The sequence below is a fragment of the Lysinibacillus sp. F12 genome (assembly GCF_057773605.1).
Window position 1 is genome coordinate 167,097 of the sequence record NZ_JBYMLP010000002.1, and the last position, 19,063, is coordinate 186,159.

Below are 19,063 nucleotides of genomic sequence, written 5' to 3' on the forward strand. Positions count from 1 at the left end.
AAAATATTAATTAAATGAGGAGTAAACAAGATGCGTGTATCTAAAGAAGAACTATTTAATTTAATGAAGCAAAAGTTTATAAAAGCTGGATTAAATGAAGGAGCGGCACATGATGTTGCAGACGTATTAACATACGCTGATCATAGAGGTATTCATTCACATGGTGCTGTACGTGTTGAATACTATTCTGAACGAATTGCAAAAGGCGGGATTACAAACAATCCCAACTACACATTTGAACAAACAGGACCAGCATCTGCGATCTTTAATGGGGATAATGGTCCAGGTCACCAAATAGCAAAACAAGCGATGGAAAAAGCGATTGAAATGGCTAAAAAATCAGGTGTTGCCGTTGTTGGTATGAAAAATATCTCACATAGTGGTGCTTTAGGTTACTTTGTTGAAATGGCAGCAGAACAAGATATGGTTGCTCTAAGTATGTGTCAATCAGATCCAATGGTCGTACCGTTTGGCGGAACTGAACCTTATTTTGGGACAAACCCGATTGCTTATAGTGCACCATCTGCTGATGACCGCATCATTACATTTGATATGGCGACTACTGTCCAAGCATGGGGCAAAATCTTAGATGCAAGAAGTAAAAATGCATCGATTCCAGACACATGGGCTGTGGATGCTACTGGTGCACCTACAACGAATGCAAGAGATGTTCATGCACTCCTACCAATTGCAGGTCCAAAAGGATACGGCTTGATGATGATGGTAGATATTTTATCAGGTAGTCTTCTAGGAGTCCCACATGGTATCCATGTATCTTCTATGTATCAAGACTTAACTAAAGGACGCGATTTAGGTCAAATTCATATCGTCATTAACCCTGCCTATTTCACAGATCTGGATGCTTTCAAGCTACAAATTACAACTATGCTCAATGAATTAAAAGCACAGCCTGCGGCAGAGGGCTATGGAGAAATTTATTATCCAGGTGAACGCGGTATATTAAGAAGTAAGGAATATGATAAGGAAGGTATTGAAATCGTAGACGACATTTACAACTATCTTGTGTCAGACGACGTTCATTACGATCGTTATCATGGAAAAAATAGATTTGCAGAATAATAAAATTGGAGGTTCATCATGTTATACACAATTATAAAAGAAAACACTTATAAAGACTCCATCGTGTTAATGCTTTTATCCAACAAGTTGTCTGCAATTGATGGTGTAAACAAAGTATCGATCATGATGGGAACACCAGCGAATAAGGACATTTTTAAATCTTCTGGCTTAGGCACGGATGAATTAGAAAAAGCAAAGCCAAATGATATCGTCATCGTTGTAGATACAGAGCAGGAAGAAAAAGTAGACGAAGTGAAAGAAGAAGTAGAAATCGCTTTAAAAGGTGATTCAGATTCACAAAATACGTCTAAAGGTCAAGAAGCTCATAACTGGAAACGTGCAATGGAGCTTGCGAACAATCCAAATTTAGCGTTAATTTCAATTCCTGGTCAATATGCCGCAATGGAAGCGGAAAACGCATTGAACGAAGGTTTACATGTGTTCATGTTTAGTGACAATGTTTCGAAAGAAGACGAAGTGAAACTAAAACAAAAAGCGCATGAAAAAGGGTTATTAGTGATGGGTCCAGACTGTGGCACTGCCCTTATTCACGGTGTCCCCATTGCTTTTACAAATAACGTCAACGAAGGCGATATCGGTATTGTTGGGGCATCAGGTACAGGGATTCAAGAAGTCACTACAATTATTGACCGTTATGGTAAAGGTGTTACAAATGCTCTTGGAACAGGTGGACGTGATTTATCGACGGAGGTTGGTGCTATCACGATGTTAGATAGCATCAAAGCGTTAAATCAAGATCCAAAAGTAAAAGTCATTACAGTGATCTCCAAACCACCTGCAGAGGAAGTACAACGCAAAGTATTAAACTTATTAAGAAATATTGATAAACCAGTGGTTACGCTATTTTTAGGTGACAAACCTTCCTATCAAGAAGAGAACATCTATCATGCTTATACACTTGAAGAAGCAGCAGTTGTAGCTGTCCAATTATCAAATGGTGATAAACCGAATTTTGAACCGACAACAGCTGATGTTAACGTTGTATTAAAAGAATCACAAGTTGGTATTAAAGGTTATTATTCAGGTGGTACATTAGCATCTGAAGCGGCTATGCTAGTGAGAGATGCTTTTAAAGATACAATGACTGAAGAGAAAAGCGAAAGCTATGTTTTAAAAACAAACACTCATGAAATCATTGATTTAGGTGATGATGTTTATACAAAAGGTAAACCACATCCGATGATTGACCCTGAAAAACGTATCGAAATGCTTGAAAAATCTATGAATGACCCTGAAACTGCAGTCATTATGATTGATAACGTAATCGGTAACGGTGGTCATGAAGATATGGCTAGTGAGCTAGCACCAACCATCAAACGTATTTTGGATAATGCACGTCAAGAAGGTCGTCAGCTTGCAGTGCTTGCAACGGTTGTAGGTACAGCACAGGATATTCAAGGTTACGATAAACAAATTGCCATTTTAAAAGAGAGTGGTGCAATTATTTGTAAAACCAATGATCAAATGGTCCGCACAGCTATCCAACTTGTAGGTGGTAAAGTGGAACAACCAATTACTGATGTACAAAAATTTGACTATACAGAAGAAAGCTTAGTAGTGGATGAGAAAATCATGTCCTTCATCAATATGAAACCTAGCGTTATCAATATTGGGCTAAAAAGCTTTACGGAAGCTGTTCAAAACAGTGGCTCAGAGTGTGTTCAATTTAACTGGCGCCCAATTGCTGGTGGCGATGAGAAGTTAATGAAAGTACTTCAATTCTTAAACTATTATGAAGGAGGCACAATCTAATGGGATACAAAACAATAAATGAAGCGAACGAAGCCGTTATCCAAAAGATCATAGCAGCAGCACCATTTTTAACGGATGTTGTACCTGCTAAATCTGTGATTCCTGAATTAGAAGAGTACGTGTTATTACATGCTGGACCTCCAATTAAATATGAAAACATGACAGACCCAATGCAAGGTTCCTGTGTTGGCGCAATCCTTTTTGAAGGATGGGCAGAAGACGAAAAGAATGCACGTGAATTACTTGAAAACGATAAAATCAAATTCATTCCATGTCATCATGTGAATGCGGTTGGACCAATGGGTGGTATTACTTCACCTAACATGCCAGTCCTTGTTGTTATTAACAAGGAGAGTGGTAACGAAGCGTATTGTCAAATGAACGAAGGGATTGGCGCAGTATTACGTTTCGGCGCTTATAATGAGCAAGTCATCAATCGTTTACACTGGATGAAAGATGTATTAGGTCCCGTATTAAGTAAAGCCTTAAAAAGAATTGATGGAGGCTTGAACGTCAACGTATTGATTGCTAAAGCTATTGCTATGGGAGATGAGTTCCACCAGCGAAATATTGCAGCTTCACTTGCATTTTTAAAAGAACTATCTCCAGTAATTGCTTCATTAGATGACGTTGAAAAAGATCAACGTACAGAAGTAATCCAATTCTTAGCTGACACAGACCAATTTTTCTTAAATATTGCTATGGCGACTGGAAAAGCGATGATGGATGCAGCACGGACAATCGAACACGGTACAGTTGTTACCGCAATGTGCCGAAACGGTGAAAACTTTGGTATTCGTATTGCCGGTATGGGAGACGAATGGTTTACTGGTCCTGTTAATACCCCGCAAGGATTATATTTCACTGGTTACTCAGCAGAAGATGCCAACACAGATATCGGTGATTCAGCGATTACAGAAACAATTGGTGTCGGAGGTATGGCGATGATTGCAGCACCTGCCGTAACACGCTTTGTTGGTTCGGGTGGATTTAATGATGCGCTTGAAACAAGTAATCAAATGACTGAAATCTGTATTAGCGAAAATCCAAACTTTGTCATCCCAACTTGGGACTTTAAAGGCGCATGCTTAGGTATTGATGCACGGAAAGTTGTTGAAACAGGGATCACACCAGTTATCAACACTGGTATTGCCCATAAAATTGCGGGGTACGGACAAATTGGTGCCGGTACAGTACATCCGCCAATCGAATGTTTTGAGAAAGCTATCACAGCATATGCTGAAAAGCTAGGATTTAAAGGATGATTTTACAAGCAAGTGCGGTTGGTTCAATCGCACTTCAATTATTGAATGAAGGAAAAACCTTTACCGTGCACAGTATGTTTGAAAAAGGTTTAAATATGGTTGATCAAGATGGAGAATTGATATTTGTTGGTACCGATGAAAATGGGACATTTCCGTTCGGGATCTTGCTTGATCCTCAAACGAGACAAACAGTAAAAACCAATATTAAGGTAGGCGATACATTAATATTTCGGAATAATCGTCTTTTTCATAACCGCTTCGAAATGGTGTTTAATATAAAAATACTACCGTTATATATGGATTTTGAACATGCAAATATAAATAAATTGAAAGAAAATTTTAAATACATTTCATTTACATCCTATGAATCATCAGATTTTGAACGAGCACGTGTATTATCCTTAATTAATCAATTACAAGATCCAACCCAAAATCTTGACGAGACATTCCGTTACTTTATTGGGCGTGGACAAGGTTTAACACCAACTGGTGATGATATACTAGTCGGCATATTGTACGGACATTTTATTAAAAATTTTATCGAACCTAAACATCTAGAAACACTAAAAGCTCTAATCAAGGAACCTTTAACAACCATTGTCAGTAAGCGTTTCTTAACCTGTGCTATAGACGGTGTATTTAGTTCGAAGATTACAGCATTGCAACATGATCCATCTTTAGAAAGCATGAACAGGCTTATAAAAGTAGGATCATCATCTGGAATGGATACGTTATATGGCATTTACTTGTCATTAACTAAGGAGTGAAAGAAATGGGGAAAAGTGTAGTTATTGCTTTAGGTGGTAATGCTATTTTACAGCCGAAACAAGAAGCAACTTATGATAATCAATTCAAAAATGTAGTGTCGGCAACAGGCCATATGGTAGAAATTCGAGAAGCGGGTCATAACATCGTCATTACACATGGTAATGGTCCGCAAGTGGGGAATATCATTGCCCAAAATGAAGCTGCGAAAAATGTAGTCGAACCACTACCAATTCATGTCTGCAACGCAGAATCACAAGGTTTCATTGGTTATATGATGGAAACAGCTTTAAAAAACCATATGAAAGAACGTGGCATAGCTACAAATGTAGTGACATTGCTAACGATGGTTGAAGTCGACAAGGATGATCAAGCTTTTAAAAATCCGACTAAACCAATCGGTGTATTTTTTTCAGAAGAAGAAGCGCATCGTTTAGAAGAACAAGGCTTTACTATGGCAGAAGATGCTGGGCGAGGATATAGACGAGTTGTCCCTTCACCAGAACCAAAAGTGATTCATGGTATCGATGAAATTAAACGTTTACTTGATGAAACGATTGTTATTTCATCTGGTGGTGGCGGTATACCTGTATATCGTGAAGACAGTGGTCAATTACATGGTATTGAAGCAGTTATTGACAAAGACCGTTCAGGATTAAAGCTAGCACAACAAGTGAATGCAGAAGTTTTCATGATGCTAACAGATGTACCAAATGTCTATATTAATTTCGGTAAAGAAAATGAGCAAAAGCTAAGCCACATTACTGTGGCAGAAGCTGAACAGTATGTTAAAGAAGGACAATTCCCGGCGGGTAGTATGTTACCAAAAATGCAAGCAGCTATAGAATTTGCAAAATTAGGGAAAGAGTCAATCATTTGTTCAATCGATCAAGCAGTAGCTGCATTAGATGGAAAAGCAGGTACACGTATTACAAAATAAGTTTAAAGGATGGTTCAAGAACCATCATCCATTAAGTTTGCAACGTCATGAAGTGAGGAATCACGGACTATAGACGTTGCAAACTTTTTTTCATTTGTGGAATTAGTGTGAAAAAGGAGTTTGAGACATTAACTGTTTAGAAAGAGGCTTAAGTAGTACAGGTACATTTTATGTCCATTACTCTAATATCTTTGCTGCCATTGAAGTGGAGGACCTGTCTTACTAAATTTTTATTAATTATTGGTTTAGTTGGTAGCCAGGAGCCATTTTTCCCCTTTCGTACTCGTCAATAACAGGAGGAAGGTAAATTCCGGAGTATCATCACATACTATTAGGTGGTGCTGGAAAACGAGAAGGCGAAACCAGTAGTTGATTTTGTTGAGGAAAAGATGAGGAAATTATGGCTGTTATATAGATTTTAGAATAAGACTTTAAGAGATATAGTAAATCAGTAATTTTTCGCACATTCCTTTATAAAACGAAATGGTTTTAACACTTAATCCTCAAAGTTAAACTTTGAGGTCTTATTTATATACCGAAAAAAATTAACTTTTCTTAAGCTATAGTTATTTTATTATTGATGAGATGGACTAGGAGTAACAACTTTCACAGAACATCTATTGTACTGTTGATTTTTGATTAAACAAAATGATTGAATCTTTTCTCCAATTTACCCCTGAATATTCTTACTTTTGTTTGGGTAATATATTTTTGAACATTAAACGTGATTATATAACTTTCAATTCTTTTTTGATTTAAAAGTAGGAGTGACGGACAAGTCAGTTTGTTTTACTTGGTGGAGGTCTTAGAAATAAAATGGCCATTTGAAAATTTTAAAAAAGTTTTGGTAAGTAAAAATCTCGAAGCGCCAGGTGCAATTTAAATTTCAGGAGGAAAAAATGATGACAAAAGATTTCTACACTACACTTAAAGAAAGACGTTCTTACTACGGAATTAGTAAAGAGGTAAAAATATCGGATGAAAGAATTAAAGAAATTGTAGAATTTGCTGTGAAATATACTCCGTCAGCATTTAATTCCCAAACAGCTCGTATTGTTGTATTATCTGGTGACGCACATAATAAATTATGGGACATCACTACTGAAACATTAAGAAAAGTAGTAGGCGATCAAGATTTTTCAGGAACTCAACAAAAAATGGATTCCTTTAAGGCAGGTTATGGCACAGTATTATTCTTTGAAGATCAGGCTGTAGTTAAATCGCTTCAGGAGCAATTTGCACCCTATGCTGAGAACTTTCCAATTTGGTCAAATCAAGCATCAGGTATGCATCAATTGGTCGTATGGGCAGGTTTGGAAGCAGAAGGATTAGGAGCTTCTTTACAACATTATAATCCACTAATTGATGATGAAGTGAAAAAAGAATGGAATATACCTGAAAATTGGAAACTTATTGCACAAATGCCCTTCGGTAACCCAACGGTAACACCAGGTGAAAAAGATTTCCGACCGCTTGAAGAGCGAATGAAATTTATCAAATAATTAATTACAATATACCCCAAATGTTTCAAACCCGTACCGTCATTCATGGTAAGGGCTATGTTGTGAAAACGAGTATGGTAAAATTACAGCATCTACAATCAAATATATAAACGAATGGGAGAGCCTGTTCAGGGTTCTCCTTTTTAAGAATCTGGTGTTAAAAAAGAGCGAAAGTCCCCCTGTAGGTATCTGTTGGAAAGGGGAGCTTTAAAGTTCTTAATCCTTGATATAGCCGGCGGGATACTTTGCGGAAATGAAACGATATGTATACATCAACTAATCAGGTTCCATTTTTTATTTTCTCCATATAATTAATTGGAGAAGGAGAGGATGTTAAAATGTTGGAGAGTGAAAGATTAGTTTAGTTAATTATACAGAAGATGATATTAGTGTTTCAGAGAGCTTGCTAAATAATCCTATATGGTAAGGCACATAGTAAATGGAGAAGTTCGTGATAAAGAACAAATTCATAAATTAGCATCAAAGTACGGTCCTCCACAGATAAGTTTGTGGAGGACCGCCTTTTTATTATAAACAAAGTCAGCATTTATAGTCGGTTACATGTGATTCATTTAACCGTCTTGAAATAAAAACTAAACGAAGTAATTTAGCGTACTACGCTTGACGCAATGATTTCATTATTAAGCTTACAATGAACACTAGTATAATGGCTCCAATGAGAGCAGGGAAGATGTAGAAATCAGAAATTTTAGGACCCCAACTTCCTAGAAGCATCCCACCAATCCAAGCACCGATAATCCCTGCAATAATATTACCAATAATGCCACCTGGAATATCTTTTCCTAAAATTATTCCTGCAAGCCAACCGATAATCCCGCCAATTATTAAAAACCAAATAAAACTCATACTATCCATCTCCTATTTTGTATTTTAAGTATTTCGCTACAGTGTTATATAACCCTTATGAACACCTTTCAAACTATAAGGAGAAAAAAATTAAAATTGGTCTTATGTTTAAAGAAGAACTTATGTTCAACAATCGGGCGCAATTGTTGAACAACATAGATATTGCTTAATAAGACTCTCTTTTGGTGAACTTATTTTCAGAAGAGAGTCTTTTCATTTATCATGGAATATGGATTTATGAGATTTTCTAATCAAACTTTCTCCTAAAGCCACAAATTATTCTGGTGGATATTAATACGTTTTTAGGAGAGTGTGATATTTTTTACCTCAGGCCCATAAGATATTTCATTGGTCATTCGTTCCTTCTCTAGTGACGAGGGGGTACAACCAGTTTCTGCAAGTGTAATTGCTACGGAACACCTGAATGCAGAAATTCCAAGAGAGTTAACAGAAGTGAAATCTATCCACTTTAGGTGTTGTTTTGCATTTTACATATAAAAAAGCTATCCAAGGGGGATAGCTTTTTTATATGTAATTCCGAGAAGTCTAAAGCTTCCTCCTTTAATCTTAATCATACTGGTAATTGCCTCGTAATCAGAAAAATTTTCAAGCTTTATAGAAATGCCTAACAGTGAGACAGGTAGTTGGTTCCTTGAATTATTTGTGGTAAGAGATGTACGAATCCAATCGCCTCTGCAGATGTATACTCTATTCCTGCCACACGCTCATAGGGTCCCATGGCTTAATTCGATTGCCATATTTCTCGGATAAAAAAGCTTTCATGTCTTCCAGTTTTGTAGGAACCTCGTTCCAATTTGGAAGAGATGGCAACCCGCGTTTGCTTTTTAAAAGAATATCTACCGTAACATATAAACGTTCTGGCTGAATCCAATGAAGGAAGCGAGAAATATCGATTTCCTTAGTTAGGGACAAGGAATCAATCTCGTCATTGTAATGCTTGTTGAACTCGCTTATCACGTTCAAGAGGTAGTCTCTCTGTTCCTTCACGAAATCCAGGCCGCATATGGCGCCATGCCCTGGAACAACGATTTCAGGTTGAATGTCATCAATAATGCGATCAAGTACTTTAATCCAGTTGAGGGTTCCTTCTTCACTGTATGCCGTACAACCGTTAAACACGACATCGCCGGCGAACAGCACTTTTTCTTTTGGCATCCACAACAGCAAGTCACTGTCAGAGTGGGCCGGAGCTACATTGTAAATCATAACTTCAGTATCGCCAAGCCGTATGTTAATATCGTCCTTTAACTCTATATTCGGGTGCACCCATTCTACGCCCTCCAGGTCGAATCCTTCAAATTCCGCTGCAAAAAACTGCTCTCCCTGAGTCGATTCTGGAGAATGTTTCCCTCTTTTGATGACGCTATCCATCCAAGCTATATTTTCAGAAAGACGCTCCCTGGCCGCTTCCTTGTGCATAATAATGCAAGCTTCTTCAAACACTTTGTTCCCCCAAGTATGGTCGCTGTTATAGTGCGAGTTCACCACGTAGGCGGGAGAGCCGCCATTGCTTACTTCCTTAAAAGCCTCTCGCATTTCTTGCGCATGGAACAGATCAAAGAACGTGTCATACACCAGACCTTCGCCTTTGTTGATAAACCCAGCATTGGCCCAACTGATACCACGATACGGCGAAATACCGGCAAAGACGCCATCTGCGACTTCAAAAAATTTAACCCGAGGTTTTTGTATAATACTTTTATACTGCATAACAATTCCCCTTTACATATATGTTTATTGAGGTTAGTCACCCTATATCTTTATTATAGAGAATGGAAAACAAAAAGCAAGCGAGCACTTGCGTGCATTCATTCTATTATGTAATATGATAATAACTGAACAACACCACACTACATGGATGGAGGCGCTATAAACATGAAACTGGTAACCTTTCAAATCGAAACTTCGAAAGGAGATTTTTTGGGCTTGTCATTAATGAGAAATTTGTCGTGTCTTTTGCCGCAATCATGAAAAAGCAAGGGACATTCAATACGCTGTTAGACAGCCGCATCAATTCAATGAAAATGAAATCTGTCCAATTAAAGGGGTAAAACTGCTGCCGCCGATTCCGAACCCGGCTGCACTTATTGATTTCGGGATGACGCCAAGACATCTGAGAAATGCTGGCGTAAATCTGCTGAAAAGAGAACACACATGAGCGAAAAGAGAGGAGTTTAAATAAACGTTTACGAAGATGATGAACCCCGACCCTATTGTCTATATATAACTTGTTGTATAATGGGTTTAACATATGCAAAAGGAGTAATACAATGCATACTTCAGACAGAATCATTGAGGCCGCGACACGGCTCATAAAAAAGAATGGCTATCGGGGAGTAAGCACTAAAGCCATCGCAGCGGAAGCTACAGTCAATGAATCTACAATTTTCCGGCACTTTGGAAGCAAGCAAGGCATACTGGAAGCCATCATTGAAAGGCATTCGGATATCCCACAATTTGAGAAGCTGTTAATGGAGGAAGCGACCGATAATCCGGAAGTTGATCTGCTGAATGTAAGCCAGCAGTACCGCTTGTTTTTCCATAAAAATAAGGATATTATTTTGATTGGCATCCGCGAAAAAGGCATATTTCCTGAATTAGACAGAGTGCTGGCAGAACCACCAGTGAAGCTGCACTCTTTGCTCGTTGAATATTTTGAACGACTGCAGAAGAAAAAAATCATAGCCAGTCATGATGCGCGTCTTGCCGCCATGTCTTTTCTCTCGACGTGCTACGGCTTTCAGATGAGCGAGCTGATTCACCAGCAATATCAGTCTCACTTCGTCACCGAGGAAGAGTTCTACAAGTACATTGTCTCATCGTTCGTTAAAGCAATATTGTCTTAGTCATAAAAAGGCTGTAGCCGTTTATACGAAATCTTATGGGTATGCTTCACTTGATGAAATAAAAGAAGGTATATTCCAAAGTGTAATTAATAAAATTCAATAGATATCAAATTTTAATTATCTAGTGTATTAAAGAATTTTCTGAAGTCGAAATAAAATTACATTATAAAAACATGAGACAAATAATAACATCTTTGGTTGAAATACAGGGTAATGCATCTTATCAATTCAACGTCTATAGGTAGTTGCATTGTAGAAATAAGTTAATGTATTAAGGAACAATAAAGTCATAAAAATTATTAAAGAAAGCTGCTGTCTGTATTTTACAGTCGGCAGCTTTTTCAAAATCTGTTTTTTGAAGAAATTAAGGCGACAGTCACCAATAATAAATCTATTAAATAAAACTCCACAACAAGCTTCCCCCAAAAAAATGAAATTATTAGCAGTAAAATCAATTAAAGTATAGCTTTTTTAATCAATTTTTTTATTAAACTAACAAAAATACTTGCAATACGCATTGTAGTACTGTACAGTACTAATTATGACAAAGGTAAAATTAATGAATCAAAAACGTGTGATTGAAGTCGCTGCAACATTATTTTTAGAAAAAGGGTTTGCTTATACTAGCATGGATGAATTAGTTCGTGTAAGCAAAGTTTCAAAGTCTAATGTGTATTATCACTTTTCTAATAAGGAAGAATTGTTGGAAGGGGTCGTGGATTATTGGATTGAAATGTATCAATCTGCAATTGATGACTTACTATCTCAAAACCAATTATTAGTTGAAGATCGTATCCAACTGTTTTTAAAGCAATTATCACAAGGAGTTCAGACGAGGGAATATAAGGGGAGCTGTCCGTTTATTACGCTCTATATTCAAAGTCCAACAAATGCCACTAAAGTAAAAGAGAAAATAGGTCTTTTTTTTCAAGGATTACAAACGAAAGTTTCTCTATTACTTAAACAAGGGGTAGAGAATGGTGAATTTAGAAAGACAATTAATATTGACGAGGTTGCATCTCTTTTTATTACAAATCTTGAAGGAGCGCTATTTATTTCAGAAACACTGGAGGATGCAACTGTAATTATGAAAACAGCAGATCATTTTTTTAACTTGCTTCGATAAAAGAAGCATTTTTTTTACACCAAATTAGTACTGATTAGTACTACAAGGAGGATTTTTATGAAAACAGTATTTTTAACGGGTGGAACAGGTTTTATAGGAAAGCAATTAGTGAAGGAATTAGCCAAAGAGCATGTTAAAATTCTTCTATTAGTGAGATCGAAAAGTAAAGCAACACGCATTTATCAAGAAAGAGGCATCTTAAAAGAGGCAGTTATGCACTTTATTGAAGGTGATTTGACAAAAATAGACTTAGGTCTAAGTGCTGAAGATAAGGAGTTGGTATTGAAAACGGATGTAATTATTCACGCAGGAGGCCCCATGGATATTCAATCGACAAGCAAAGAGGCATCTTCCGTCTTTTTAAATGGCGCCAAACATATTAGTGAATTCGCTAAAAGTATTCATCAATTGAAGGGCTTGCAGCAATTTATTCATGTTGTAGGCTATATGAGTCCCTTTGATGATAAAAATAGCAAGATTGCAATTGATGTGTTTAAAGAAGGAAACAATTATTTAAAAATAAAAAATCCATATGAGAAAACAAAATTTTTAGCAGATCTTTATATCCGTCAGCAGGCCTCAGCAGTAGGTTACCCGCTGTCTGTCATTAATCCGCCAACTGTGGTCGGTAGTAGTAAAACAGGGAGTACAGAGCAGATAGCAGGATTAGGTTTGCTTGTGACAAGTATGCGAAGAGGGCTCATGCCAGTGATTCCTGGTGGTAAGGGATATAGGTTGCCACTGATTTCAAACGATGAGTTTGCGAAGTTTATTGTGCAGGTTTTCAAATTGGAGCAGCCGGCTATTCAAACATATACACTTGTTGAAGACAAAGAGAACGATCCGAACATTGCTGAATTATTAAGTGTTATGTCGGAAAGTATGAATATGAGGGCACCAAAAATCTCTGTTCCCATGCCGCTTATGAAAACAATAATGAATAGTGGCGTAAGCAAAATAACCCAAATTCCTGCTGATGGGCTGAACTTTATTACAAATCGAACATTTTCAAATGGTTCAGCGAAAAAGATTATGGGAGAAGATTGGTTTAAGGAGACAAATGTAATGAAATTTTTCCCAGCCGTAGTAGCTGATCTGGATTATCGATTGATGTATCAAAATGGTGAGCATCATCATTTATTTGAGCGAACATTATGTGACAACAATACCCTTTACCAATTACAAGGAGAGGGTAAACCATTTATTTTATTACATGGTTTATTAAGTGATGGAGAGGATTTATTTCCTTTAGGGAAAGAGCTTCATGAAAAAACGGGTCGACCTGTATGGATTATGGACCTTCCAGGTTTGGGACGTTCTCCTTTTAAACGAGAGAAAAATCTTTTAAATATCTATTTGAATGTATTGAGAAAGTTATTGGAGAAAGCTACTAGTGGTGCCCATCTAATTGGCCATTCGTTTGGTGCGTATATTCTGCTGAAAGCATTAGAACAAAAGTACATAGATAAGAAGTATACAATTACTTTACTTCAGCCACCTGTTGCTAAAAAAAATGCTAAATCGATAAATGTTCCTCAATTTATGAACAAATGGACATTGAAATTGGCAACTACTAATTTGATAGAGCGTTATTTATTAAGTAATGGTTTATTTGAAAGTACGGAGAGCATCCCTGAACATTATATTGAGAAACTAAGTAACAGTTTTACTTCTCCTAGAATTTTAAATACTACGGTTCAGCTTAATAGTTTACTATTGAAAAACGTTCAAGGTGATTTCAATGAAGTAACAAAGGTTAATCTTCACATTATTTGGGGGGATTATGACAGAGGCTATTCGGCTCCTTCACATCTTGGTAAGATTGATTTTGTTCCATATGGTCATCATTTTCCTCTTAACCATCCAAGTGAAACGGCTAATCTGATAATAAAATAGGAATACTAGTAGATGAACGAGTGGGATTAATGAAATAAAGTCGTCCTGTTGAAAACTAATGTTTAGTATCCTTTACAGGTAGAAGTGAAAATTGCTGATAGAATACAGTCGAAAAAGTATACACCTAACCAGTTGTCGGAATTTATTTGACGACTGGTTATTTAGTATTGTTCTGCAGAAGAATTGTACTTTTTCTTTTTGGGGGATTTTATAGTGTATGAAATCTGTCATTTATCAGTGTATATTTTGGAAAAATCTGATAAAATAATGTTCATGAGAAGGAGGCGGTATATTATGAAAATCGCGAACAAATTTAACGGGGTGCATCTTTTTTAAGGGATGAGCGTATAAATCATCTTTAAACACTGAAGGGAAATTAGTGATTATTAGAGACTATGAGTTAATGATAAGACTGGTTGGGTAAGATGCCGAACACTTGCGTTTTTACGATAATTGGTACTAATCAATAGATTAATTAATGGAAAAATATTCAATAGAAAAAATTTAATACATATAGGAGGGTCGCTCATGGATAAAAATGAATTAATATCACTATTCCACAAAGAACTTCGACAAGAGGCTCACGTACAAGGTTACATAAGAGAGGAAACAGAGCATGTCGTGCGCCACATTTCACAGTTTGGTGAAAAAGGGTTCATTATCTCATCTAATGTAACCGAAGGCAATGTAAGAGAAATTATTAAGAACGAGTTAAACTATTTTAGTAACTTTGAGCAGGATTTTGAGTGGAAAGTGTATAGCTACGACAAGCCTGATAGTTTAAAAGATATTCTTAAACAAGAAGGATTCACAATAGAGGATCCTGAAGCACTAATGGTCCTGAAGTTAGATAATCAGCATCCCTTGCTTATTCATGACCAACACATCGACATTAAGGAAATAACGGATGAACAAGGTATTCAAGACATTATTGTTCTAGAAGATACCATCTGGAATGCATCGCACGCTGAGCTGGGAGAAAGACTTTGGAGAGATAAACAGAATAATCCTGACTCCCTATACCTTTATGGAATTTATGAAGATGGTCTGCTTATAAGTGCTGCTTGGATGTACTTAGAGAAAAACTCCTCCTTTGCTAGCTTATGGGGAGGTTCAACGCTACCGTTGTCCCGAGGAAAAGGTTATTATACAGCACTTTTAGCTACTCGAGCAAAAAAGGCTTATGAAAATGGGCATCCTTTCCTTACTGTTGACGCCAGTCCAATGAGTAGACCTATCCTAGAAAAGTGCGGTTTTCTATGTCTTGCATACTCTTATGGCTGCCAATCACCTTCTACTAAGTAGTAGAGCCAAATAGAAGCCCATGTTTTATTCCGTTAAAGGGCGCTATTATTGAACAACATAGCTGGAAAATAATCAAACTTTTTTATAAAAATCTTATACTTATATAAAAGGAGTAACTCCATTTTGAACAAACTTTATTCAAAATGGAGTTTTTGAAGTTGCTATTAGATAAGGATTGAGGGATATTTTTAATCAATCTTTATTCCAAAACTACAGTAATATCGATAAAAGGATAAACAAATCCTAATTCCGATGGATTGTTTAACGGAGTTGAAAAAAGAAATTTTCAAATATTGTCACGATAAAGACGGGCGCAGAACTTACACGCTTATAAATTATGCTACGTTCGTGGAGCTCGCTGGAGAAATCAAATAGATAGCTAATCAACAGCTTGTTGATATAAAAAGAAATCACTAAAATGGTTTCTTTTTTCTATAGCGAGATAATCCTTATGCTTCTTCACTAAACATGAAGATAAAAAACCAAATGGCTTTCATAATCCTGATTATTGACATTTATCCAAATAAATTATTGCGTTTTTTTCATTGTTTCGCCCTTTCATAACATCTATAATAACCCTGTAAATGATAATCATTTTCAATTAAGGGTAAATCGGAAAGGGGTAACAAATATGAAGCAGTATATAGAAAAACGAATTATGCTATGGGGGAGTTTCCTCCTGTTGCTAGTGGTATTAGTGGCATGTAGTTCTAGTAGCAACACATCTGATGCGAAGGAAAAGGAAAACGAGAAAACAGCTCAATCTGATGTGCAAGCAGAGAAAAGTGAGACAACTGTTCCATATACAACGATTACAGGTGAACAGATTGAAATACCTGCAGATCCAAAACGAGTTGTTTATATTGGTCAGACAGTTGGTGATTTCTTGGCGATGGATATTCCGGTTGTTGGTAATAATCTTCCCAAAGATTCTCCAAGTTACTATGAAGGCAAACTTGAAGGAATCATTGATATTGGAAACCCTGCTGACTTAGAGACGATTCTGACTTTAAAACCTGATCTTATTATTAATGGCTATTACAAGGCGGATCCAAATCTTAACGAAAAATTGTCAAAAATTGCTACTACGATTCCCTTTAACCCTGCTCTTCCTTATACAGAACGAGTAAAAGAGATGGGGAATATCCTAGGTAAGCAGGAAGAAGTAGCTCAATTGCTTGCTACGTATGAAACAAAATCTAATGAAATGTTTGATAAGTTTCATTTAACAAAAAGAGAGACCGCAACAGTTTTCTATCAGCTAGGTAAGACGCTTTATGTTATGGGGGATCGTAGCCTAGGTGCTATTATTTATGGAAAAAATGGCTTTGCCGTCCCATCAGCAGTACAAAAAAATATTATTGATGTAGAAGGGGTATCTTTCCTTGAGGTTTCCGAAGAGGTGCTTCCTGAGTTTGCTGGTGATCATTTGTTTGTAATTGTACAAGAGGATAGTGAAAGTGAAGCAGAAGCTGATCGGCTGCTACAAAGCCCGATATGGGGAACTTTGCCTGCGGTCAAAAAGGGAACAGTTTATGTTGTTCCTAATGAATGGAATACAGATAATTTATTAGCTTTGGAGCAATTATTCCAAAAGCTACCAGAGTGGATACGCAAACAGTAAAAATTGTATCCGTCCAATCAATTTTTAAACGGCTAGTATGCTAAATAGCACATATTCGAACAATAGTTGATAGTGGGTCATTCTATGTTACAATAACGATAATGATAATCATTTTCAATAGTTGGAGAGTTGCTTATGAATCTGGCATCCTTATATATTAGACTACAACACTTTGACCGATTTCAAGTTGATCGAATCATGTCAGCTAATAGCCATAAAGAGGGAATAAATAATTATGAAACAAATGTATGCACATTATTGATAGCTCTCAGTCATGACATACGACTGTATGTAGACAAAATGGCAATCGATCTACGACAAGGAAGCTGCGCTCTCATTTTACCTGTACAAAGCTACACGGTAGAGTCAAGTAATAAAGAGGCACAGCTTGCTCACTTTACCTTTGAAACCTTTGAAGTAGAAGGAATCACTTTGAACCGAATTGCTCATCCACCCTTGCTTTATGGTTATCCCTATCATCTGTTATTTTCTCAAGTCAAGCAGGTATTAGGAAATGAAGCAATGATAAATAATCGATTTAGTTCCATGGCCATGCTGCAAGGTAAACTTCAGCAATTACTAGCTATGATGGTTCAGTTAGATGAACAAGCTAACCAGCTACAGAACGAAGAAAAGACACAATTGGTTCAACAAACTGTACAGTACATAGAACAGCATTATGATGAGGATTTGACAGTTGAACAATTAGCTACCATGGCTGGAATGGTAAGATGGCAATATAGTCAAAAGTTTAAAATATTGACCGGTAAAAAACCGACTGACTATTTGACTCAGGTACGTATAAATCAGGCAAAAAAACTTCTAAGTAATTCCACAGAGCCATTGAGAAAAATAGCTCGACAAATTGGGTTTAAGGATGAATATTATTTTAGTCGATGCTTTCATAAATTAACTGGAAACACCCCACGTGAATATACAAACAGTCATCTTTATACTCCAGAAAGAACAGTTATTGATTCATTTGGTAGAAAGATTCATGTTCCTAAAGATGTAACACGTATTGTGACTGATGGCAAATTTACACTTGGGGAATTGCTTGTTCTAGGTATACCCCCTATAGGAGCGGCCATCTCAATAATGAAAGATAACGTGGTTTATCACAATCAATTAAGGAACATTCATAGTATCGGGCATTGGGTAGATCCGGATAAAATAGCACAGCTGCAGCCAGAGTTATTATTGCTTAGCTATTTTCATCCTGAACATGACTTGCAGAAACTAGATGCGATTGCTCCTACTATTATACTGAATAGCAAGTTTAGTCTATTTGAGCGGTTACGATATATCGCTAAACTATTTGGACGGTGTAAAGCGGCGGAGAAGTGGATTACAACATATGAGAACAAAGTAAGATTAGTACGTAGGCAATTAGCAGATGTTTATGTTGCTGGGGAGACGGCTACTGTTTATCTCAAGTTAGAAACTAAATATTATGTTATGTGTCAGACTGGATTGGCTGCCAGCTTGTATGAATCACTTGGCTTTCGTCCTACTCTCAAGGTAATGCAGCTAATCGAGCAAGGTCAAGCATGGATAGAAATTCAGCAGCATCAAATAAATCACTATGCTGGAGAGCGTAATTTTATCTTGGCTTCCCCCCAAGATTTACTAACCATTACTCACTGTCCACAAATCGCCACGTTAATCGAGCTAGCCCCTGGTAAGACTCATTTTATAGATTTTACATGGAATCATTGTGATCCCATTACACGTGAACGGTTGTTAGAGGTAATACCGTCTATTTTTAAGAAGAAAGTTATTCAATAATCAAAAAGTAAAACTCGATCCATTAGCTGGATCGAGTTATTACCATTAATCGTATTTCTGTTGAGACTGTTAGGGTGACGTCCAAGCTCTCCTCCTCGTATAAATACCTTGGTCACTACTTTCTTATTATTAAAAGCTTCCTATAATTTATTGTTCAAAAGGGAATTATTCGTTCAAATAATACTAATTATCGTTTAAGCTGGATTCTCCTTAAGACGAATAAAATATTCATCGTCACAATTAATTGCACTTCCAATTGTCAGAC

The 19,063-nt window shown here is 36.8% G+C and carries 14 protein-coding genes; 12 read left to right on the forward strand and 2 right to left on the reverse strand.

Translation table 11 applies throughout. From position 1 onward, the window contains the following. Window positions 1–30: 30 nt before the first annotated feature. The 6 genes from allD to AC3CH7_RS07885 all read left to right on the forward strand — a co-directional run bounded on the left by allD (window position 31) and on the right by AC3CH7_RS07885 (window position 7,325). A complete protein-coding gene (gene allD, locus AC3CH7_RS07860; protein ID WP_012294513.1) occupies window positions 31–1,080 on the forward strand; it encodes an ureidoglycolate dehydrogenase in 1,050 nt (349 codons plus the stop codon). 18 nt (window positions 1,081–1,098) lie between these two features. Continuing rightward, complete coding sequence (locus AC3CH7_RS07865) at window positions 1,099–2,853, forward strand: acyl-CoA synthetase FdrA (protein ID WP_036216262.1); 1,755 nt, start codon at window positions 1,099–1,101, stop codon at window positions 2,851–2,853. Further along, a complete protein-coding gene (locus AC3CH7_RS07870) occupies window positions 2,853–4,118 on the forward strand; it encodes a YlbE family protein (RefSeq protein ID WP_012294515.1) in 1,266 nt (421 codons plus the stop codon). Before AC3CH7_RS07865 ends, AC3CH7_RS07870 begins: the two co-directional genes overlap by 1 nt. Continuing rightward, the gene (locus tag AC3CH7_RS07875; RefSeq protein WP_012294516.1) at window positions 4,115–4,885 is read left to right on the forward strand and encodes an oxamate carbamoyltransferase subunit AllH family protein; all 771 of its coding nucleotides are present in this window, start codon (window positions 4,115–4,117) and stop codon (window positions 4,883–4,885) included. The genes AC3CH7_RS07870 and AC3CH7_RS07875 overlap by 4 nt, the downstream gene beginning before the upstream one ends. Window positions 4,886–4,890: 5 nt before the next feature. Beyond that, the gene (gene arcC / locus AC3CH7_RS07880) at window positions 4,891–5,823 is read left to right on the forward strand and encodes a carbamate kinase (RefSeq protein ID WP_036161696.1); all 933 of its coding nucleotides are present in this window, start codon (window positions 4,891–4,893) and stop codon (window positions 5,821–5,823) included. Between the two features lie 902 nt (window positions 5,824–6,725). Then, window positions 6,726–7,325, forward strand: a complete 600-nt coding sequence (locus AC3CH7_RS07885; RefSeq protein WP_036216265.1) for a nitroreductase family protein — start codon at window positions 6,726–6,728, stop codon at window positions 7,323–7,325. 615 nt (window positions 7,326–7,940) lie between these two features. Here AC3CH7_RS07885 and AC3CH7_RS07890 read toward each other — a convergent pair. Then, a complete protein-coding gene (locus tag AC3CH7_RS07890) occupies window positions 7,941–8,192 on the reverse strand; it encodes a GlsB/YeaQ/YmgE family stress response membrane protein (RefSeq protein WP_036161700.1) in 252 nt (83 codons plus the stop codon). A 708-nt stretch (window positions 8,193–8,900) separates the two neighbouring features. Beyond that, window positions 8,901–9,923 carry an MBL fold metallo-hydrolase gene (locus AC3CH7_RS07895; RefSeq protein ID WP_036168332.1) on the reverse strand — a complete coding sequence of 341 codons (1,023 nt, stop codon included), beginning with the start codon at window positions 9,921–9,923 and terminating at the stop codon, window positions 8,901–8,903. 560 nt (window positions 9,924–10,483) lie between these two features. Between AC3CH7_RS07895 and AC3CH7_RS07900 the strand changes: the two genes are divergently transcribed. The 6 genes from AC3CH7_RS07900 to AC3CH7_RS07925 all read left to right on the forward strand — a co-directional run bounded on the left by AC3CH7_RS07900 (window position 10,484) and on the right by AC3CH7_RS07925 (window position 18,798). Next, complete coding sequence (locus AC3CH7_RS07900) at window positions 10,484–11,059, forward strand: TetR/AcrR family transcriptional regulator (protein WP_031415937.1); 576 nt, start codon at window positions 10,484–10,486, stop codon at window positions 11,057–11,059. A 559-nt stretch (window positions 11,060–11,618) separates the two neighbouring features. Continuing rightward, window positions 11,619–12,185 (forward strand): TetR/AcrR family transcriptional regulator, encoded by a 567-nt coding sequence (locus AC3CH7_RS07905; RefSeq protein ID WP_036161706.1) that lies wholly within the window; start codon window positions 11,619–11,621, stop codon window positions 12,183–12,185. Window positions 12,186–12,242: 57 nt separating this feature from the next. Then, complete coding sequence (locus tag AC3CH7_RS07910) at window positions 12,243–14,081, forward strand: alpha/beta fold hydrolase (protein ID WP_099805842.1); 1,839 nt, start codon at window positions 12,243–12,245, stop codon at window positions 14,079–14,081. A gap of 528 nt (window positions 14,082–14,609) precedes the next feature. Further along, window positions 14,610–15,386, forward strand: coding sequence for a GNAT family N-acetyltransferase (locus AC3CH7_RS07915; protein WP_036216268.1), 777 nt, complete (start codon window positions 14,610–14,612; stop codon window positions 15,384–15,386). Window positions 15,387–16,017: 631 nt separating this feature from the next. Further along, window positions 16,018–17,010 (forward strand): ABC transporter substrate-binding protein, encoded by a 993-nt coding sequence (locus AC3CH7_RS07920; RefSeq protein ID WP_488381660.1) that lies wholly within the window; start codon window positions 16,018–16,020, stop codon window positions 17,008–17,010. A 135-nt stretch (window positions 17,011–17,145) separates the two neighbouring features. Beyond that, window positions 17,146–18,798, forward strand: a complete 1,653-nt coding sequence (locus AC3CH7_RS07925) for an AraC family transcriptional regulator (RefSeq protein WP_488381661.1) — start codon at window positions 17,146–17,148, stop codon at window positions 18,796–18,798. Window positions 18,799–19,063: the final 265 nt, after the last annotated feature.